The 19,751-nt window shown below is 46.4% G+C and carries 16 protein-coding genes; 9 read left to right on the top strand and 7 right to left on the bottom strand.

All coding sequences use genetic code 11. The features are described 5' to 3' along the window. Nucleotides 1-35: 35 nt before the first annotated feature. Entirely contained in the window at nucleotides 36-1,331 is a 1,296-nt protein-coding gene (locus tag LAQ65_RS15060; protein WP_224117821.1) for a UDP-N-acetylmuramoyl-tripeptide--D-alanyl-D-alanine ligase, read from the bottom strand. Nucleotides 1,332-1,409: 78 nt separating this feature from the next. Further along, entirely contained in the window at nucleotides 1,410-2,978 is a 1,569-nt protein-coding gene (locus LAQ65_RS15055) for an SUMF1/EgtB/PvdO family nonheme iron enzyme (RefSeq protein ID WP_224117820.1), read from the bottom strand. A gap of 120 nt (nucleotides 2,979-3,098) precedes the next feature. Between LAQ65_RS15055 and porU the strand changes: the two genes are divergently transcribed. The 7 genes from porU (at nucleotide 3,099) to LAQ65_RS15020 (ending at nucleotide 12,367) form a co-directional block, all read left to right on the top strand. Further along, nucleotides 3,099-6,548 carry a type IX secretion system sortase PorU gene (gene porU / locus LAQ65_RS15050; protein WP_224117819.1) on the top strand — a complete coding sequence of 1,150 codons (3,450 nt, stop codon included), beginning with the start codon at nucleotides 3,099-3,101 and terminating at the stop codon, nucleotides 6,546-6,548. A gap of 170 nt (nucleotides 6,549-6,718) precedes the next feature. Then, nucleotides 6,719-7,903: a type IX secretion system outer membrane channel protein PorV gene (porV, locus tag LAQ65_RS15045; RefSeq protein ID WP_224117818.1), complete on the top strand. Its 1,185-nt coding sequence runs from the start codon at nucleotides 6,719-6,721 to the stop codon at nucleotides 7,901-7,903. A 172-nt stretch (nucleotides 7,904-8,075) separates the two neighbouring features. Beyond that, entirely contained in the window at nucleotides 8,076-8,552 is a 477-nt protein-coding gene (gene ispF, locus LAQ65_RS15040; RefSeq protein WP_224117817.1) for a 2-C-methyl-D-erythritol 2,4-cyclodiphosphate synthase, read from the top strand. A 35-nt stretch (nucleotides 8,553-8,587) separates the two neighbouring features. Then, a complete protein-coding gene (gene dut, locus LAQ65_RS15035) occupies nucleotides 8,588-9,031 on the top strand; it encodes a dUTP diphosphatase (protein WP_224117816.1) in 444 nt (147 codons plus the stop codon). Nucleotides 9,032-9,036: 5 nt separating this feature from the next. Next, the gene (locus tag LAQ65_RS15030) at nucleotides 9,037-9,852 is read left to right on the top strand and encodes a DUF4292 domain-containing protein (protein WP_224117815.1); all 816 of its coding nucleotides are present in this window, start codon (nucleotides 9,037-9,039) and stop codon (nucleotides 9,850-9,852) included. Nucleotides 9,853-9,901: 49 nt separating this feature from the next. Then, complete coding sequence (locus tag LAQ65_RS15025) at nucleotides 9,902-11,212, top strand: murein hydrolase activator EnvC family protein (protein WP_224117814.1); 1,311 nt, start codon at nucleotides 9,902-9,904, stop codon at nucleotides 11,210-11,212. Between the two features lie 21 nt (nucleotides 11,213-11,233). After that, nucleotides 11,234-12,367: an LBF_2804 family protein gene (locus LAQ65_RS15020; RefSeq protein ID WP_224117813.1), complete on the top strand. Its 1,134-nt coding sequence runs from the start codon at nucleotides 11,234-11,236 to the stop codon at nucleotides 12,365-12,367. Here LAQ65_RS15020 and LAQ65_RS15015 read toward each other — a convergent pair. The 3 genes from LAQ65_RS15015 to bshA all read right to left on the bottom strand — a co-directional run bounded on the left by LAQ65_RS15015 (nucleotide 12,364) and on the right by bshA (nucleotide 16,340). Beyond that, nucleotides 12,364-13,764: a M16 family metallopeptidase gene (locus LAQ65_RS15015; RefSeq protein WP_224117812.1), complete on the bottom strand. Its 1,401-nt coding sequence runs from the start codon at nucleotides 13,762-13,764 to the stop codon at nucleotides 12,364-12,366. The genes LAQ65_RS15020 and LAQ65_RS15015 overlap by 4 nt on opposite strands. After that, the gene (locus tag LAQ65_RS15010) at nucleotides 13,761-15,131 is read right to left on the bottom strand and encodes a M16 family metallopeptidase (RefSeq protein ID WP_224117811.1); all 1,371 of its coding nucleotides are present in this window, start codon (nucleotides 15,129-15,131) and stop codon (nucleotides 13,761-13,763) included. Before LAQ65_RS15010 ends, LAQ65_RS15015 begins: the two co-directional genes overlap by 4 nt. 87 nt (nucleotides 15,132-15,218) lie before the next feature. Further along, on the bottom strand, nucleotides 15,219-16,340 hold the full coding sequence (bshA, locus tag LAQ65_RS15005) for an N-acetyl-alpha-D-glucosaminyl L-malate synthase BshA (protein WP_224117810.1): 1,122 nt from the start codon (nucleotides 16,338-16,340) through the stop codon (nucleotides 15,219-15,221). A gap of 65 nt (nucleotides 16,341-16,405) precedes the next feature. Between bshA and LAQ65_RS15000 the strand changes: the two genes are divergently transcribed. Together LAQ65_RS15000 and LAQ65_RS14995 are read left to right on the top strand one after the other, a co-directional pair. After that, nucleotides 16,406-17,782, top strand: coding sequence for a M20/M25/M40 family metallo-hydrolase (locus tag LAQ65_RS15000; protein WP_224117809.1), 1,377 nt, complete (start codon nucleotides 16,406-16,408; stop codon nucleotides 17,780-17,782). Between the two features lie 27 nt (nucleotides 17,783-17,809). Further along, on the top strand, nucleotides 17,810-18,220 hold the full coding sequence (locus tag LAQ65_RS14995) for a hypothetical protein (protein WP_224117808.1): 411 nt from the start codon (nucleotides 17,810-17,812) through the stop codon (nucleotides 18,218-18,220). A 25-nt stretch (nucleotides 18,221-18,245) separates the two neighbouring features. Here the strand turns inward: LAQ65_RS14995 and LAQ65_RS14990 are convergent, their stop codons facing one another. Beyond that, entirely contained in the window at nucleotides 18,246-18,956 is a 711-nt protein-coding gene (locus tag LAQ65_RS14990) for an SAM-dependent methyltransferase (RefSeq protein ID WP_224117807.1), read from the bottom strand. Between the two features lie 2 nt (nucleotides 18,957-18,958). Continuing rightward, nucleotides 18,959-19,717: an EI24 domain-containing protein gene (locus LAQ65_RS14985; RefSeq protein WP_224117806.1), complete on the bottom strand. Its 759-nt coding sequence runs from the start codon at nucleotides 19,715-19,717 to the stop codon at nucleotides 18,959-18,961. Between the last annotated feature and the right edge of the window lie 34 nt (nucleotides 19,718-19,751).

Raw genomic sequence — 19,751 nt, 5'->3', positions numbered from 1 at the left:
TTACCGGAAACCAGCCAGTATAAAAGTGATAAGGATTACTGTAATACTTTTTCCATCTGCATGCTCCGTGATCCTTTAATCAATACCTGTGTATTGCTGAAGTTTTGCTGCCTGAACCATTCCGCTGCCTCATTACTTGAGCTGAGTTGGATAAACGGGTGGCTGATATTCGCAAAATCACCGCCCACCAGCACAACAGCTTTCCAGGGGTATTGCGCAATCAGGGATACAATACCGCGGTGTTCATCGAGGCTTTCCCCGCCCAGTTCAGCCATCGCTCCCAGCATAAGCACTTTGTCGCTTCCTTTCAGGTGCACAAAATTTTCTATAGCGGCGCGCATGCTGCTTGGATTGGCATTATACGCATCAAGTATAATAGTATTGCCGTCTTTTTCCACCAACTGGGATCGGTTATTGGATGGCTGGTAAGCTTCTATGGCGGATTTTATTTTAGCTTCTGCGACCCCGAAAAATTTCCCGACCGCAACTGCCACCAACACATTCGGCAGGTTATAATCACCCACCAGTTGTGTTTGGATAGGATCCATTTGCGCACCCTGCAAAATCTGTACCCGCAAAAATGCATCCTGTCCATCTGGGGAAGGAACGGGAATCGCCTGCCCGGTCAGGTCGCCATCTTTCAAACCATACCTGTATACGGTTTTAATGCCTTCACTCATTTGATCCAGCCAGGGATCATCGCAAAAAACAAATGCGGTTCCTTCGTGGCTCCTGAGCCAATCAAATAGTTCACCTTTCCCTTTTCGAATGCCTTCCACGCCGCCAAATCCTTCCAGGTGGGCTTTCCCCAGGTTTGTTATCAAGCCGTGTGTAGGCTCGGCGTAGGTGCAATATCCGGCGATTTCCTTTTGGTGGTTGGCGCCCATCTCAATTACGGCCATCTCTGCATCCGGCTTAACTTTTAAAAGGGTAAGCGGGATGCCGATATGATTGTTAAGGTTGCCTTCCGTGGTGTACGTGCGGAAACTGGTGGATAGTACAGCATGTATTAATTCTTTTGTTGTAGTCTTTCCGTTGCTGCCGGTAATGGCCAAAAAGGGAATAGGGAACTGTCTCCGGTGATGGCGGGCCAGTGCCTGCAATGCAGACAAGGAATCGGGTACCAAAATGGTTTTTTCACCGCTTGCATATTCAGGTTCATCAATTATAGCATAAGCTGCACCGGCATCCAAAGCAGTCCGGGCAAATTTGTTGCCGTTGAAATGCTCACCTTTCAATGCAAAAAAAATATCGCCTGTTTTTAATTTCCGTGTATCGGTCTGGATGGAAGGATGGGCCAGGTAAACAGCGTACAATTGTTCAATAGTCATAGGACAAAGATAATTGCTGAAGTAAATGAAAATGCCATTCCGGTTGGGAATGGCATTTTGCAGGCTATCTAAACCCCGTTATTTTTTGCGGGAATTTTGTCTTCTCTCTTTGTAGTTGATACCGGTTTTGCGACCGTTACCTTCAGGACTACCTGTACGATCCATCGCACAACGGAATCCTACTGTACTGCTGGCCTGGTCTTCTTCCATGAAGCGGCGTGTACCCGGGCTCAGCCAATATGCGCGGTCGTTCCAGCTACCACCTTTAATTACGCGGCTCTTGTCGCTGATCAGTGTAGTTACACCATAACCATAATTTACACCAATTAACAGGGAGTCACCATCGAGGTAGTTGATCACATCAGCTTTCTGGTAATTGCGACGGTTCTTGCTTTCATCATCGGTCATCATCCTGTACTTGATACGACCCAGGCTATCCCTTTCCGGTTTGCCGGTTGTCTGGTCAACAGTCTGGTATTTGTTACCACGATAGGGTGAAACATCATCAAAGTCGGCGAGAGAAAGCGGACGGTAAACATCGGCAGTCCACTCGTTAACGTTACCACTCATATTGTAGATGCCAAAACCATTAGGGAAAAATGATTGTACAGGTGCAGTGTATACAGCACGGTCGTTCAAACCACCTGCAACACCCATGTTATCACCTGATCCGCGTTTGAAGTTGGCCAGGAATGTACCTTGCCAGCTACCTTTACGGGTATCACGAAGTCCGTTTGAATTGGTATTCCAGGCATAAACCTGTTTGTTCACAACCAGTTCTTCACCACGCTGGCCTTCTTTCTTTGAAGGAGACGGGTTCTGGTTGATATAACCAAGCGCTGCATATTCCCACTCAGCTTCTGTAGGAAGGCGATAGCTTGGTAAAAGGATACCATCTTCGAAAGTTACATTGGTACGGGGCGTACCATTGGGGTTCTTAAGGGTATTCTTCTTAGACTTGGCAGCTGCACCAGGAGTAGCCTGGTATTCACCTGCGAGGTAAGATTTTGTATCAAAATGCTCTTCAGCGATACCGCTCATGTTTTTCAATGACTTTTCATTGATAAAACCCCTTTTCATCAGTTCCAGTTCATTCACACGGTCTGTTCTCCACAAACAGAAGTCGTTGGCCTGTTTCCAGGTTACGCCCACAACCGGGTAGTAATTATAGGAAGGGTGACGGAAATAGTATTCAACCAGCGGTTCGTTGTAAGCCAGCTCACTGCGCCATACCAGTGTATCGGGCAGGGCGCCGTTGCGCACAGCCTGGTGCTCATCACCATCAAATACCGTGTTGATCCAGTAAAGGTACTCGCGGTAGTGAACGTTGGCTACTTCTGTTTTATCTATGTAGAATGAGTTAACAGTAACACGGCGCGGAGCATTGTTCCAGTCGCCCATTACGTCTTCCTGGGTAGCGCCCATGGTAAAGGTTCCACCTTGTATAAATACAAGACCGGGACCGGTCCTTTGTTCTTTTTCCTTAGATACCTGGTAACCACCCTGGTTTTTGTCATTGTAATTCCAACCGGTTACGTCAGATTTCTGTTCTTTTTTTCCGAAAAGTTTTCCATTCTTACAAGACGCCACCATTGCAGCGCAGGATAGGAGGATGGTTAGGTTTTTCCAGTTCATATTGATAGCCATTTACGCTGGTTTTAAGACAGTAATAACGGGAGGCCATCCCTATTATTGTGTTTTTATAAAAAAGCTGGTTGCGAATATAGCGAGATTACCTAATCAATACCCTTGCCAAAATCTTAAAACGTGTTGGATTATGTTATTTTTGACAAGCCTATGATGTGCTGCCTCAAAAATGTTTGTGTCTTCCTGTTCCTGTCCGCTTCCCTTTCTGTCCGGGCGCAGCGTAGTTATGCCGGCCATTCGGTGCTTGCAACCGGCAACTGGTACAAATTGGCAGTAACACAGGCGGGCGTGTATAAAATAGATGGGGCATTCCTGCAGCAACTTGGCCTTTCCCTGCCGGTTCCTTCCGCAAAACTGCAGGTCTTTGGCCGGAATGGATTGCCTCCCGGGGAAGCCTGTTCGTCACCATATACTGATGACCTGCAGGAAATGCCGGTAATTGTGCACGATGGTAATGACGGCAATTTTAACAATACAGATTATCTTGTTTTTTATGCTTCCGGTCCGCACGGATGGAAAGCTGATACGGCAAACCAGCGATTTTCAGCCGTGCATAATATTTATAGTGATACAGCATATATATACTTTACACTGGGCAATGCAACAGCACGGATCAGTACCGATACGGTAAAAGGTATAGCCACCGATACCATCACCAGCTACCAGTTCCGGTACCATTATGAGAAAGACCTGTATAACCTGTTGTCAAGCGGCAAGGAATGGTATGGCGAGCGTTTCCTGGCTGAATCACCTGCAATATTGAGCCTTGCCTTAAAGATACCTTTCCCGGTTCCGGGCAGCACTGCATCGTTGGTGTCTGCCGCTGCCGCCAGGTCGGTGGATGCCGCCAGCAGTTTCCAGCTGGACATGAATGGTGCCGCCCTGCTCACCCAGGCAATAAGCCCGGTGACCTCTTCGAACCTGGACCAGTTCGCCCGGGAAAACAGCCAGGAGGCCCAATTTAGTCCCTTGCCAGATAACCAGCTTTCCTACAGCTTTCAACCGGGCAATTCTTCGGCAATTGGCTGGATCAACTATTTTGATTGTTTTGCGCAAAGCCAGTTATCCCTGCAAGCCGGCTTGCAGCTTGATTTTCGGAGCTGGTTGAATACGGGCAGTGGTCGCCTGGCGGAATACAGGGTGGCCAATGCCAGCGCCAGTACCCGGGTCTGGCGGGTGTCCAATGGAAATTTGCCCGTCCAGGTGGCTGCCAGCCTGAAGGGCGCCAACCTTGTTTTCACTGATTTGCATGAAAAGGCGGAAGAATACCTGGCATTTGAAGATGATCCTGCACAGCTTCCTGTACCGGTGATAAAGGGGTTGATCAGCAACCAGGACCTGCACGGAACTGCAATACCCCAAATGATTGTGGTGACAACACCCGCACTATTGCCAGCAGCCAACAGGCTGGCCAGCTGGCACCAGCAACACGATGCGCTAAATAGCCTGGTAGTAACGACAGAGCAGGTTTACCAGGAGTTTTCTGCAGGGCAGGTCAATCCAACAGCCATCAGGGATTTTGTAAAAATGTACTATGACCGCGCAGGGAAGGACAGCAGCCTGCGACCCAGGTATTTATTGCTGTTTGGCGATGCTTCTTACGATTATAAAAACAGGGTACCCGGCAATAATGCAGGTGTGCCGGCATATGAAAGCAGTTCTTCACTGGACCCCCTGACGACCTATGTTTCCGATGATTATTATGGATTTTTAGAGGATACTGAAGATATCAATTCAGTCGGTCCAGGGCTTCAGCTTGATATTGGCATAGGCCGGATTCCTGCCCCGGATTTGGAGGGCGCTAACAACTATATTGATAAGATTGTCCTTTACCACCAGCCTGCGGCGCGTGGCGACTGGCGCAATGTCCTCAGTTTTATTGCAGATGATGAAGACTTTAACCTGCATCTCAGGGATGCGGAAGAAATAACAGGCCGGGTGAAGTCGGTTAATGACCTTTTTCAACTGGATAAAATTTACCTGGATGCCTATCAGCAGGAAAGCGATGCAGCAGGAAGCCGTTATCCACTGGTGAACCAGGCCATCAGCGATAGAATGCAAAAAGGCACCCTTATCTGGAATTTCAACGGGCACGGTGGTTTCAGGAGGCTGGCGGAAGAAGTGGTGCTGGACCAGGGCATTGTAGACGGATGGCAGCAAAACGGAAGGCTGCCTTTATTCATAACAGCCACCTGCGATTTTGCACCCTATGATAACCCATCCATAACTTCATTAGGGGAATACTTAATATTAAAGCCCGCCGCAGGGGCCATTGCTTTGATGACCACAACCCGGCTGGTATTTGCCTTCAGCAACCGGATTATGAACAGCAATTACCTGGCTGTTGCCCTGCAGCCTTTGCCTGACGGGCATTACAGGAGCCTGGGGGAAGCTGTGAAGGCGGCCAAAAATTTAACTTACCAGGGCTCGTCAGACGTATTCAATAACCTGAAATTTACCTTGCTGGGTGATCCGGCGGTTAGCCTGGCTTTTCCCAAATACCAGGTAATAACCACGTCTGTCAACGGGAAGGCGGTAAGTTCCGGTGTGGATTCATTGCAAGCTTTGGAAGAAATTACGGTAGCGGGCCTGGTTGCCGATGGGCAGGGACAAATAAGGGCGGATTTCAATGGACTGGTGTTCCCGCAAGTGCTGGATAAACCGTATAAACGGAGGACCCTGGCCAATGATCCGGGAAGTATAGCAGAAGATTTTATTGTGCAGGACCAATATCTTTTTAAAGGTAAGGCAACAGTTAAGGACGGTCGTTTTTCCTTCTCCTTTGTTGTGCCCAAAGATTTGAATTATGCAGCCGGACTGGGTGCCATCCGCTATTATGCCCAGGATAGCTTAACCGATGCAGCCGGGGTTTTTGACCAGTTGCCGATAGGCGGCTCGGCACTTCCGCCTGCTGACCTCCAGGGGCCTGCTATCAGTGCCTGGCTGAATGACACTAATTTCCGGAATGGGGGGTTAACAGATGAAACGCCCCTGCTGCTGCTGAAACTGGCCGATAGTTCGGGGATCAATGTATTGGGTAATGGTATCGGGCATGATGTAACTGTAATTATAGATGGAAATATACAGGCGCCCCTGGTTTTGAATTCATTTTTTGAAACAGAAACCGATACATATAAGAGAGGATCGGTTCAGTTCAGGTTACCTGTTCTTGCTGATGGTGACCATGTACTGACTATAAAAGCCTGGGATGTAGTGAACAACAGCAGTACAGTCAACCTCAATTTCCGGGTAAAAAATAGCGGCAAACTGGTAGTGGAGTCAGTCCTGGCCTGGCCCAATCCCTCCACCGGAAACGTTCGTTTTGGTATAAACCACAACCAGGGGAATGAACTTTTACAGGCCGTGGTTGAGCTTTTTTCGATCAGCGGACACATGGTAAAAACTATACATGGTACAATAATTGGTAATGGTAACCGTTCCTACATTGATTGGAATGGAAGAGACGACAGGGGTAACCTGGTTCCCCCCGGAGTTTATGTGTACCGGATTATCATCACAACAGCAAATGGCCAGCAAGCCTTCGTAGTAAAGAAGCTGATCCGGATCTGAAAAAAATGATGATATTTAACCAATATTTAAGCCGCTTATAGAGAAAATTTACCCAAAGATTTTATTGAAACGACCAGGCAACCCTGAACTGTTCAAAGGGTAATATCTCTTTGTTTAGACGCAAGTCCCCGGCGTTTCATGTGAATTATTAATACGAAAGACAACATCACATGAATCACAATTTCCTAAAACTGGCTTTATCGCTATGCATAACAGGATTTACAGCTATGCAGGCGCGTTCGCAAACCACTGAACCGATTAACGTAGTTACCACTGCAGTACCCTTTTTGCGCATATCTCCCGATGCCCGTTCAGGTGGTATGGGAGAAGTAGGAATCGCCACCACAGCCGATGTAAATGCGCCTTTCCTGAACCTGGCTAAAACGCCCTTTAATACCAGTAAAGGAGCCATCGGTTTAACTTATACCCCCTGGTTAAAAAGACTTGGTTTGAATGATGTGTATATGGTAACTGCCAGTGGTTATGGAAAAATTGGTGATAATGATGACCAGGCCATATCTGCTTCTTTACGCTATTTTAACCTGGGAGATATCCAGTTCACCGATAACCAGGGCAATGAATTTGGCAGTTTCAGGCCGAGGGAATTCAGTTTTGATGTGGGCTACTCCCGTAAGCTTTCGGAAAAGATAGGGTTGGGTATTGCCCTTCGGTATATTTATTCGAACCTGGCAGGCGGGCAAAATGTAAACGGTACTACCTACCAGGCAGGAAATGCAGTTGCGGGTGATATCACCTTTTATTATAATGGAACCAATGCTGTTGGAGAAGGTTTTAGTGGAGGGGCTACAGCAACAAACCTGGGAACAAAAATCGGTTATACCACAGACGCTACGCAAAAGGATTTTATCCCTGCGAACCTGGGTTTGGGGGGTACATATACCAAGGTTTTTGATGAAAGCAACAAAATCACTTTCGGCATGGATTTCAACAAGCTGATGGTACCAACGCCACCAGCATCGGGTGATTCTGCCGGACTGGCTGAATACCATTCCATACCTGTTGTAAAAAGCTGGTTCACTTCTTTTTCGGATGCCCCGGGTGGATTTAGCGAAGAGCTGAGGGAATGGACTATTTCTACCGGTATTGAGTACTGGTACCAGGATCAGTTTGCCCTTAGGACGGGTTATTTTTATGAGGACAAAACGAAAGGTAACCGCCAGTATTTCACTGTAGGTATGGGTATCAAGTACAATGTATTCGGATTGAATTTCTCTTATATTATTCCATCGGGTAGTGGTGTAAACCAGAACCCGTTGTCTAACACACTACGATTAGGCCTGATCTTCGATTTGGGTGGTGGCGATGGTAAAACTGGCTCCAGCCTGAATCAATAAACATATTTATTTTTGATATGGCGAACGTCCTGCATCTTTGCGGGACGTTTTCTTTTAGGTGAATGGTGAATAGTGAATGGTGAATCGGGAGTTAGGGAACAGGTTATCTTCCTGTTTTCATGTCGTTTCACTATTCACCATTCACTATTCACCATTCACTAAATTATTACAAATGCTACGTATAGGATTCGGCATAGACTTCCACCAGCTTGTAGAGGGTCGCGACCTGGTTATAGGCGGGGTAAGCATCCCTCATCATAAAGGCGCGTTGGGGCACAGCGATGCAGATGTCCTGTTACATGCCATTTGTGATGCCTTGCTTGGCGCACTGAGCCTTGGGGATATTGGCATTCATTTTCCCAATACCGATGCGGCCTTCAAAAATATCGACAGTAAGATATTGCTGCGCAAATGCTATGAACTGATCAGTGCAAAAGGCTATGGTGTTGTGAATATTGACAGCTCACTATGCCTGGAAGCACCGAAGATTAAAAAATATTCGGGCCGCATGCGCGAAATCATTGCTGAAATACTGGAACTCACCATTGACGATGTTTCTGTAAAAGCCACTACCACAGAAACGATGGGCTTTGTAGGCCGCGAAGAAGGCCTGGTTGCTTATGCTACGGTGTTGCTGAAGAAGAGGTGATTCAGGAATTACCCTATTCCCTTAATTTTGCACCCATGTCAACTGTCGTCGTAAAAATTATCAACCAGTCAGCCCACCCCTTACCCTCATATGCCACCAGCGGATCATCGGGGATGGACCTTCGGGCCAATTTAACTGCAGCCATTGAATTACGACCCCTTGAGCGTACACTTGTCCCGACCGGGATGTTTATAGAATTACCTGAGGGTTATGAGGCCCAGATAAGGCCCAGGAGCGGACTAGCCGTTAAACAAGGCATCACCTGCCTCAACACACCCGGAACGGTTGATGCTGATTATCGCGGGGAGATCAAGGTCATATTAATTAATCTTTCACAGGAGCTGCAGGTCATACAGCCGGGCGACAGGATTGCCCAGATGGTCGTACAAAAAGTGGAACTTGTAGAATGGGAACCCGTTAATACTTTAACATCAACGGTACGCGATGCCGGCGGGTTCGGTCATACCGGAAAATCATAAACACAATGAAACAGGTTATTTATGTATTGGTAATCATTGCAGCACTGGTTACGACAGGATGCCATACCACAAAAAAAATCAATGCTGTCATTACCAGGAAAGATTCTACTGAAACAGTATTGGTAGATCCCCATATTGATTCCGTGCAATACATCAATAACCTGATGAGCGCTATCGGCAAAAACAGGATAGATTATAAAACCTTCTCAGCAAAAATCAAGGTAGACTACTGGGATAAAGATGGGAAAGGTCCGGACCTGACCATTTTTGTGCGCATGCAGAAAGACAGTGTCATCTGGTTATCAATTAATGCAACAGTATTCAGCTATGAGGCATTCAGGGTAATCATTACACCAGATAGTGTGAAGCTCTTGAATAAAAAAGACAAAATATTGCAATTGCGATCATCAAATTACCTGGTGGAAGTAGCACACCTTCCATTTGATTTTGCCGGATTGCAAGACCTCATTATTGGTAACCCTGTTTTTCTGGACTCTAATATTGTATCGTACAAAAAAGAACCCGACGTTACCAGCCTGTTGTGCATCGGTGAAATATTTAAAAACCTGTTAACTATTGATAATGGAGATTTCCTGGTAAGGCATAGTAAGCTGGACGATGTGAACCCCATTCGCAATCGCACGGCCGATTTAAGTTACGCCAATTACGACGGAGCCGGAGGTAAAGCATTCTCCACCTCCAGGAGTATTATCCTTACTGAAAAGAACAGGTTTGAAGTACAACTCGATTTTAAGCAGTTTGCCTTTAACGAAACTTTAAACTTCCCTTTCCCGATTCCGAAAAATTATACTGTGCAATAAGCGTTAGGGAGTTTATATTTGAAAGATTCCAACACCAATTGAAACCGGCATGATAAAAAAAATTCTTCTTCTCGCAGTATTGATCCTGGCAATGGTCTTCCAGAATGCCCAGGGCCAGAGTAGTGCGGAACTGAAGAAGAAGCAGGCCGAAATTCAACGGGAAATTGATGACCTGCGCGAGCAACTGAACCAAACCAAGAAATACAAGAAGAAAAGCCTTAGTGAACTGAACCTGGTGCAGAAAAGACTGCGCCTGCGTGAATCGCAGATCCGTAACATCAATGACCAGATTGAACTCATCCAGGGAAATATCAACCAAAGCTGGCGCGATATCGTTAAGCTTCGCAGTGAGCTCGATACCCTGAAAATGCAGTATGAAAAAAGTGTGGTCTATGCCTACAAAAACCGCAGCAACTACGATTTCCTGAATTTTATTTTTTCATCGGGCAGTTTTAACGACGCGCTGAATCGTGTGTCCTACCTCAAATCGTATAGAGCTTACCGTGAGCAACAGGCTGCAAGCATCCGCAATACACAAAACCAGCTGCAACTGAAGATAGCCGGGCTAAACCAAAATAAACAACAGAAGAGCCAGGCGCTTGAGGAGCAAAATAAACAGTTCAAGCAACTCGAAGAAGAGAAGAAGGAAAAAGATGCTGTTGTCCGTGAGATCAAAGGGCAGGAGAAAGAGCTGATGAATGACATGAATAAAAAGCGTAAGCAGGATATAGCATTGAGAAATGCCATCAGTGCTGCGATCCGCAGGGAAATTGAAGCGGAAAGAAGAAGGGTGGCAGCAGCAGAAAAAGAAAGAAAAGCGGCCGCTGCCAATAATAAGGAAGAACCGGCAGCCGGCGCCAGTAAACCCGTTGTGACTAAATCCACGGAAAAGTCAGCCCGGGAAGTGAAACCGCTTAGCCCGCTTGAAGGTTCGGAAGAAGTAAAATTGTTATCTGACAAATTTGAGATAAACCAACACAAGCTGCCCTGGCCAATCAGCTCAGGACGTATTGCCATGAAATTTGGCAAAGCCGAGTACGAAGGACTGGCGGGCATTACCTATGACAATCCGGGTATTACCATCGAAGCCGATGCGGGAAGTTCAGTTAAAGCTGTATTCGATGGTGAAGTAGCCACTGTAATTTCAATTGGTTCTGTTCAGGGTGTAATCCTGAAACACGGAAAATATTTTACTACCTACAGCAACCTGTCCAGCGTAAGTGTAAGTAAAGGGGAGCAGGTAAAAACCGGGCAGGTGATCGGCAAGCTGGATGAAAAAGATGCCGGCCGCGGTGAGCTGGAGTTCCTGATCACCAACGACAAAAACGTAAACCTGAATCCGGAATCCTGGTTACGGTAATCCATATTATCTTTAACGGGCATGGATACATTGCCCAAATTGCCACCCTCACGGTTTGAACGGTTCGGTCTTTATTACCTGAACATCTTTAAGCGCTATGAAACCAGCCCGAGTGCTTTTCTTCAAACTGATCAGCAACTTACCCGGCGGGTGCAGCAGATTACCTGGGAGGGTGTTTTCCTTTCTTCATTAACCGGCCTGCTGGCTGTATTCGCCATCATTTATACAGATGTTTATTTTACCAATGCCCCTTTTTTGGAACACTATGGTTGGGTGGCACTGGTAACCATTGTTGCTACAGGGCTGGAATTTTATGCACTGTTCTATATTTCCCTGAAGTCGGTGCACAGGGTCAGCGAGCTCATAAATTTGCATGACCTGCAACATGAAGCATTACAGGATGGTGTTTTTGGCGTGAAGAATATCCTTGCGCGCACAGCATTGGAAATAGAAGATCCCGAATTAAAAATTTTGGGTATCGACCCGTTTGAGAAAATATCAAAAAAGAACCTGTTTGTGCTCGGCTTATTGTACAAGGGAAAAATCCTGGTATCAAATTTCATTTTAAAGTATTCATTGCGGTTTGCCGTAGGTGATAGTTTGATGGGGGTACCCATTTTATATGAAGCCATCCCGGTAGAAATTTTCTGGAACAGCGTGGTCATTTACAAAGTGATCCATGAAGCGCGGTTGCGCCTCTTCGGGTATGCATTGGCCAATAAAATTGCTGATAATATCAGCGCTGATGGATACCTCAGCATTTTATCACCACAGGCCAGGCGGGGCTGCCTGCAGGCCATTGGCAATGCAGTGGTAATGGCCCAGAACTATCACCCCAATATGGTTATCCTTTTGCTGCGTTTTCGTTCCCTGTTGCAGCTTACCGAAGAAGACCGTTACGACGATTGGCCGCTTTTCCTGGAAACTTTAAGTAAGGTTAGCGAGCAGGAAAGGAATTTTTTGTTAGACCTGTTTACCGTAGCCGCAGCTTTCGATGGCAAGCTTTCGGTGGATGAAAAAGAACACCTGGAAGAAGCATACCAGGAAGATTTCGGGATATATCACCAAAGGCTGGAAGATTTAACGGGCCATCTCAGGCATGGCCGGTTAAATGCAGCGCTTACATTGTGCAGGTTAGATTTTATTAAAGGTTAGAAGGCTTTTTTCACATTCTCCCTGTCAGCCTTTATAGTGCCCATCTGCGTGTCCAGTAATTTTTTATCGCCCACCATAACAAGGGTCATTTTCCCGTAATCCAGGTATTTCCTGGCCATGTTCTGCACCTGGACGGGAGTAACCGAATTGATATTCCTGATCCGGTTAGTGAGGTAGGTTTCATCCAGGCCAAACAGGTCCATATAACTCAGCTGGTCAATAATACCATCGGCACTTGAATTGTTTAAAACAAAACTTCCGGCTTCATAATTCTGGATTCCCTTCAGTTCTTCAACAGAAGGCGGGGTGGATTGGAGTAAACTGATTTCCTTTGCAATTTCTTTAAGGGCATCGGCAGTACTTTCACTCGTGATATCTGCTTTTTCATACCAAACGCCATTGCCCTGGCGGTTCTGGATACCACTGAAGGGTGAATAGGTATAGCCTTTGTCTTCCCTGATATTAAGCGTGATCCTGGAGCCGAAAGAGCCGCCCAGTAAAGAATTGGTCACTTCTAATTGCGTATAATCGGGCCTGGTAGGATCGGCAACCGGTGTGCCCAGGAAAACAACTGTTTGGGAAGCATTGGGCCGGTCGATAACTGCTATTTCGCTGTTTTTTGCTGCAATAGCCGGTGGATAATTCACAGCTGGTCCTTTGGTCCAGCCCGAGAAGCCGTCCTTAATGGCCTTGCTTACCGCTGCTTCATTATAATTGCCAGCGATATAAATAGCGGAACGCCGGGCACCGAAATTCTTCGTGTAAAAAGCTTTGGCTTTTTCTACGGAATAGCTGTCGATCATTTCATCAGTTGCCATTTTATTGCCATAAGGATGGTCTTTATAGATCATCGTGAAAAACCTTTCGGAAGCAATGGCATCGGGTTGTGCTTTCCTTACGCTGAGGTCCCTTTTCATATCGTTCTTCAGGCGATCACCAGCAGCAGCCGGGAAAGCGGGCTGTGTAATCACTTCAGCGATCAGCTTAATAAATTCAGGAGCGAATTCAGAGAGAACGGCCCCGCCGATGGAAATGGTTTCCATACCAACAGAGATGCTTAACCGCCCACCCATTGCCGCCACTTTTTCAGACAGGGTGGCAAAATCAGTTTTAGTGCTGCCTTCTTCCATCAATTTACCCGTGAAGCGGGCAAGCCATTTTTCATTGGCGCCTTCATGCACTGCCCCGGTTTTAACCACAACTTCAACGGATACTTTCGGGATAATGCCATAGGGTACCAGGGTAGCGCGAAAACCGTTGGGTAGCTGGAATTTTTTATGGGTAGGCAGGGTAAATTCCCTGGGTTTGCCCGGAGCCGGTAACTGGGTTTGCCCAAAACAATTAACTCCCGTTAAAAGGCTGGTAACAGCTATTATGTAGCAGATAATTTGCTTCATTTGGTGCTGGTTTTGGCAGGTTGGTCAATAAGGATGGTGCGGTTTTCCGGGCGCAGGTAAGTATTGATGGTTTTGCGTACCAGTTCGGGTGTTACCTGTTTGAATTCCTGCTCAAGACTATTCACCCTGGCAGGATTGTCATCAAACAGAGCGAAACAGGCAAGCATATCAGCCAGCCCGATGCCATAATACCCACCGAGGTTATCGTAGAGGTCAGACCGCATTTTCACCATCGCCAGGTCAATTGAAGACTGGCTGATGTTTTTATTAATATCAGCAATGGCGCCATCCACCTGGCTGATAATGGAATCGGGATTCACTGCCCCATCATAAATAAGGTCGGTCATCCATATCATGGGGCCGTTATAATTATACATATTGCCCAGGTAGTTTATACCTCCATTCACATTGGACGTGTAGCCTTTTTGCTGTACCAGGCGTTGATAAAGCCGGCTGTCTTTTCCTTCCACAAGCAATTGGCTGATGAGTCCCATCGCATAATACTCCGGCGTGTTCTTTTCCGGCATTTTATAGGCTATGGCGATTGCAGGTTTATTGATCAGTGAATCGATTTTTGTAAAACGTTTTTCCCTGAGCTGCGCAGGCTCTGTAAGGTCAGGCTTTTGCGGCAGTTGTGCGGATGGGATACCGCTGAAATATTTATCTATCCATTGCCTGGCCTGGGCCGTTTCAAAATCACCGACAATAACCACTACGGCGTTATTAGGCGAATAATAAGTCCTGAAAAAACTTTCAACGTCTTCCAGCCTGGCAGCGTCGAGGTCTTTCAGGTCGCCGTAAAAATTGTGCGCGTTGTACCAGTTTTCGTTGGCATACTGCGGCATGTCGAGCCAAGGAAATCCACCGTAAGGCCGGTTGATTACATTCACTTTTACCTCATTCTTAACAACACCCTGCTGGTTAGTTAATGAAGCCTGGTTCAGGTCTAGTTGTTTCATCCGATCACTCTCTGCCCAAATAACAGGTTCCAGCATATGCGCGGGCATCACTTCATAATAGTTGGTGAAATCAAACCGGGTGGAACCGTTATTGAAGCCACCGTTTTTTTCGGTGAGTTTATCGAATTCCCCTTTGGGAAAATTCTTTGAACCCTGGAACATCATGTGTTCAAACAGGTGAGCGAAGCCTGTGCGGTCCCTGGGTTCTATCCTGAAACCGATATTATAATAAACAGCAACGGTAACAATAGGTGCGTGCTTGTCGGGTGATAGCACCACTTTTAATCCGTTGGCTAATTTGTAGTATTCTACGGGGATGGTCATCCGGGGGGCAGCCATTGCATACCCGGAGCATATTAATATACAAATGACCATCCATAAGGAATGGCAGATTCGGGAACAATTCATTTGCAGAAGGTTAAATGGTTAGGCCTAAGGTAAAAATATTTTTTGCCTTGTAAAGGGTAAAAGGATGAATGGCAGTGGGGATACAGGTTATAAAAAACGATTGTACAAATCTTCATAGATCGGTACAATATTGTGGATATCGAAGCGATCACTTTGCTTCATGGCATTTATCTTGAAACGGTTCAGCATGTCTTCGTTGCTCAATAAATCAATTGCATGCTGGCTCATGCCGGCGACATCCCCAACCGGGCTCAGGAAGCCGGTTTCGCCATGGATATTAATTTCGGGTAATCCCCCGGCATTGGTACTAATCACGGGAACCCCGGCGGCCATAGCTTCGAGTGCAGCAAGACCGAAACTTTCATAATCGGAGGTAAGCAAAAACAGGTCGGAAATGGCCAGTATTTCTTCAATCTGTTCCTGTTTCCCGACAAAACGAATTTCGTCGCAGATACCCAGGTCGCGGCTAAGGCTTTCTGCAGCCGGGCGCTCGGGGCCATCACCTACAAACAATAATTTGCTGGGAACCTGTTTTACAACATTGGCAAATATGCGCACTACATCATCAATCCTTTTGATCTTGCGAAAATTCGATGCATGCATTAAAATCCTTTCCCCATTCGGTGCGATGACCCGGCGAAACGCATCGATCCCTTTTTTACGGAACCGCGATACGTCCACAAAGTTGTGGATTACTTCAATATCTTTTTCGATCTTAAAAGACTTATACGTTTCTTCGCGCAGGTTATCCGAAACTGCGGTGATGGCATCACTTTCGTTGATAGAGAAAGTAACAACCGGTGCATAGGTTTTATCGCGGCCAACAAGGGTGATATCGGTACCGTGCAGTGTGGTGATAACCGGGATATTTTTTCCTGTTGTTTTGAGGATGATCTGCTTCGCCATATAAGCTGCAGATGCGTGGGGAATAGCATAATGCACGTGTAACAGGTCGAGGTGCTGGTTGACGATAACATCCACCATGGTGCTGGCCAAAGCTGTTTCGTAAGGCGGGTAATCGAAGAGGGGGTAAGTAGGCACCCTTACTTCATGGTAAAAAATATTTGCGTTGAATTCGTTCAGGCGTACTGGTTGCTGGTAAGTAATAAAATGCACCTGGTGATTTTTTTCTGCCAGCGCTTTTCCCAGTTCGGTTGCCAGTACACCACTGCCTCCAAAAGTTGGGTAACAAACGATACCAATACGCATAATTGAAAAAATTGGATGTGAAGGTAAAGGATTAAAATGTTTAGCTAATTTTAAAAAAACACAACATGAACCGATTTGTTTGGGTAATGGCTCTTTTAGTTTTTCAATCGGCAACGGCACAAACTGATGATTCCGGTTTCCTGCGAAAAATTGCAGACAATGTTTTGAGCTCGAATGCAGCATATGAGAACCTGCGTGCACTGTGTAAAACAGTTGGACCGAGGCTTGCGGGCTCGTCCGGAATGGTGAAGGCTGAGGCCTGGGGACAAAAAGCCCTCCGGGATGCCGGGGCCGATAAGGTTTGGTTACAGGAATGCGCGGTGCCGAACTGGGTGCGTGGCAATAAAGACGAAGCCTGGTATAGTTCGAAAGATGGCAAAACAATAAAAAAAACACCGATGGATATCCTTGCCCTGGGCAATTCCATGGGTACGGATCCCAAGGGCATATTCTTACCCGCCATCCTGATAAATGATTTCAATGAACTGGAAGCCAGGAAGGCGGAACTGGCAGGCAAGATCGTGGTGTTCAACAATATATTCGACCCAAAGAACCTGTCCACTTTTAAATCTTATGGTGAATCCGGGGCTTACCGGGTCAGGGGGGCCAGTATGGCCGCAAAATACGGGGCAAAAGCAGTACTGGTTCGTTCGATAACAGCAAGCACTGATAATAATCCGCATACCGGCTCACTGGTGTATGATACTGCTTACCCGAAAATTCCGGCCGCGGCGATGGGACTGAAAGATGCAGATGCCCTGATCGCGCGTTTAAAAGCCGGTGAGGAAGTTTATGTTTTCTACCGTTCAGAAGCCAGGTTTTTACCAGATGCTGTTGGTCACAATGTAATAGGGGAATTAACCGGAAGCGAGTTTCCCGATCAGTATATAACAGTTGGCGGTCACCTCGATAGCTGGGACCCGGCTGAAGGCGCGCATGATGATGGTGCGGGATGCGTGCATTCCATTGAAGTGCTGCGCGCCTTGAAGGCCATTGGTTATAAGCCCCGTTATACCCTAAGGGTGGTATTATTTGCCAATGAAGAAAATGGTATGCGTGGTGGAAATAAATATGCTGAAGAAGCCAAAGCAAAAGGGGAGAAACACGTATTTGCGCTGGAAAGCGATGCCGGTGGGTTCACGCCCCGCAGTTTTGGGTTCACGGCTTCTTTAGATCAGTTGCGGAATATGCGGGCCTGGGTATCTCTTTTTGAGCCCTATGGTGTTTACCAGTTTAACGCCGGCGGGGGCGGGGCCGATATTGGCCCTTTGAACAGGTTGTTGGGAACTCCAATGGCCGGACTAAATCCAGATAATTCGCGGTATTTTGACCTGCACCACGCGCGCGGTGATGTTTTTGAGAACGTGAATAAACGCGAGCTGGATTTTGGCGCACTGAACATGGCTATGCTTATATATATGGTGGATAAATACGGATTATGATTATTTTCACTATTTAAACTAAGTTTTATGGGAAGGTTTTTAACGATAGTCATAGTAAGCTTACTTCTCTTTGCAACCGGGTTTATCTATTGGCGTTTCTACTGGGTTTTCGGTGAAGGTGTTAAAGCCGGGGAACTGAATTTCCTGGTGAAGAAGGGGTATATTTTTAAAACCTATGAGGGTAAGCTGATCCAAAGCGGATTTAAAGGCGGCGCTGCCGGAGGTATACAATCTTATGAGTTTGAATTTTCCGTAACCAAAGAATCCATTGCTACCCAGCTGATGAACAATAGCGGTAAAGAATTTGAATTGCATTATAAAGAGTACCTGGGTTCATTGCCCTGGAGAGGGAATTCACTATATATTGTTGATAGTATTTTATCGATGCGCGGCTCTGCCGGAGGACCGGTGATTAACCCGAAACCGGCGAATGAGTGAAAGGTGAGCGGTAAGCGTTCACCGCTTACCCCAACAGCAGGAACATCGCCGGCTTTTTATGAATATCCGGTGTTCTTTTTTGCCATTCGGCAATGGTATGCGTTTTTATGACTTCATCCGGACCTGTTAAATCTACAGCTATACATAGCCGTGAACCGGGCCGGCATTGGGTCAGCAGTGTATCGATAAGCTGGTTATTCCGGTATGGTGTTTCTATAAACAGCTGCGTGCAATTATTTTTGATGGATTCAGCTTCCAGTTCTTTCAATAATTTATTGCGCTGCGCCGCATCGATAGGCAGGTAGCCGTTGAATTTGAACTGCTGGCCATTCATGCCGCTCGCCATCAGCGCCAGCAAGATAGAACTAGGTCCCACAAATGGTTTCACAACAGCGCCCATTTCCTGTGCTGTGGCAACCAGCAATTGTCCGGGGTCTGCAACACCAGGGCATCCTGCCTCGCTGAGTATACCAATGGTTTTTCCCCTTTGCAATTGCTGCCGCAAATGGTTGCGGGTTTCTTCTTCAGCCTTATGGATAGCAAACCATTCGTAGTTATCGATCACCATCTCTTTCCAGAGTTGTTTCAGGAACCTTCGGGCACTGCGTTCATTCTCCACAAAAAAAACATGACATTCTTTCACGGCATCGGTGACATATGGCGGAATAGTTTGGAGGCTTCGTTCATCCAGGAAAGTGGGGATCAGGTAAACCTTGCCTAATGCAGCGCTGGCCATGGTTATTTATTTTCAAGTTGACGAACACTTAAAGTAGCGGCTACTACTGCATAGGATGGTGCAAGTATCCAGCCTATAACAGGGATGGCATGCATGGCGTAGAACAGTAATCCGTTGCCAATGGCCAGGCCCTTGTGGTCGGTGATGAATTTAATGCTATCAGCCGGGGATAATTTCCTTCTTTCACAACTGTAATCGACCATGGAAAAACCATAGTAGTAACATTCTGAAAAAAGCGATAACATAGGACTCACCCAGCCAACAATGGGAACAAAAGAAAGGATAAGGATAGAAATGGTGTACACGGTTTGCCACAACATATTGCGAACAGCCAGACGGATGCCACGAAGGATATCTTTCAGTAATTGTTTAAAACTGAAAGGGTAATCACGGTTTTCCAGAATTGATTCTGTTTTTTCACTCAGGTAGGCAAAGAGGGGCGAACCCACAATAAGGAACATGAACTTGAACAGGGAAAAATAAAAAAAGACCAGCAACAAGCGAACCATAATATTCCCCATCACAAATAAAAAATTCAGGAGTGGGTTTTTTTGTTCCTGCAGCCAATGGTCAATTCCGATGACATTACTGAAATAGTTCACCGCTGTATTGCTGGAGCCGAGGAAAAAATACATACCCGTCATGAACAAAATCATATACAAGATGCCCGGTATAATGATCCAGCGCCAGAGTTTGTGCTCCCGGATAAACTGGTGCGCCTTGAAATAGGATTCTATGGCTATAATGATCTCTTTAAGCAATACGCTGGTTTTAGCGCCTAAATTTATTACTTTG

The organism is Flavihumibacter profundi (assembly GCF_020076305.1).
Classification (GTDB): Bacteria; Bacteroidota; Bacteroidia; order Chitinophagales; family Chitinophagaceae; genus Flavihumibacter; species Flavihumibacter profundi.
This window is presented reverse-complemented; position numbering and strand designations above follow the sequence as displayed.

Bases quoted from the DNA above. Each gene is read 5' to 3' on its own strand.
- ispF (WP_224117817.1), top strand. From the start codon at position 8,076: ATGCTACGTATAGGATTCGGCATAGACTTCCACCAGCTTGTAGAGGGT.
- LAQ65_RS15025 (WP_224117814.1), top strand. From the start codon at position 9,902: ATGATAAAAAAAATTCTTCTTCTCGCAGTATTGATCCTGGCAATGGTC.
- LAQ65_RS14995 (WP_224117808.1), top strand. From the start codon at position 17,810: ATGGGAAGGTTTTTAACGATAGTCATAGTAAGCTTACTTCTCTTTGCA.
- LAQ65_RS14990 (WP_224117807.1), bottom strand. From the start codon at position 18,956: ATGGCCAGCGCTGCATTAGGCAAGGTTTACCTGATCCCCACTTTCCTG.
- dut (WP_224117816.1), top strand. From the start codon at position 8,588: ATGTCAACTGTCGTCGTAAAAATTATCAACCAGTCAGCCCACCCCTTA.
- bshA (WP_224117810.1), bottom strand. From the start codon at position 16,340: ATGCGTATTGGTATCGTTTGTTACCCAACTTTTGGAGGCAGTGGTGTA.
- LAQ65_RS15060 (WP_224117821.1), bottom strand. From the start codon at position 1,331: ATGACTATTGAACAATTGTACGCTGTTTACCTGGCCCATCCTTCCATC.
- porV (WP_224117818.1), top strand. From the start codon at position 6,719: ATGAATCACAATTTCCTAAAACTGGCTTTATCGCTATGCATAACAGGA.
- LAQ65_RS15015 (WP_224117812.1), bottom strand. From the start codon at position 13,764: ATGAAGCAAATTATCTGCTACATAATAGCTGTTACCAGCCTTTTAACG.
- LAQ65_RS15010 (WP_224117811.1), bottom strand. From the start codon at position 15,131: ATGAATTGTTCCCGAATCTGCCATTCCTTATGGATGGTCATTTGTATA.
- LAQ65_RS15000 (WP_224117809.1), top strand. From the start codon at position 16,406: ATGAACCGATTTGTTTGGGTAATGGCTCTTTTAGTTTTTCAATCGGCA.
- LAQ65_RS15055 (WP_224117820.1), bottom strand. From the start codon at position 2,978: ATGGCTATCAATATGAACTGGAAAAACCTAACCATCCTCCTATCCTGC.
- LAQ65_RS15020 (WP_224117813.1), top strand. From the start codon at position 11,234: ATGGATACATTGCCCAAATTGCCACCCTCACGGTTTGAACGGTTCGGT.
- LAQ65_RS15030 (WP_224117815.1), top strand. From the start codon at position 9,037: ATGAAACAGGTTATTTATGTATTGGTAATCATTGCAGCACTGGTTACG.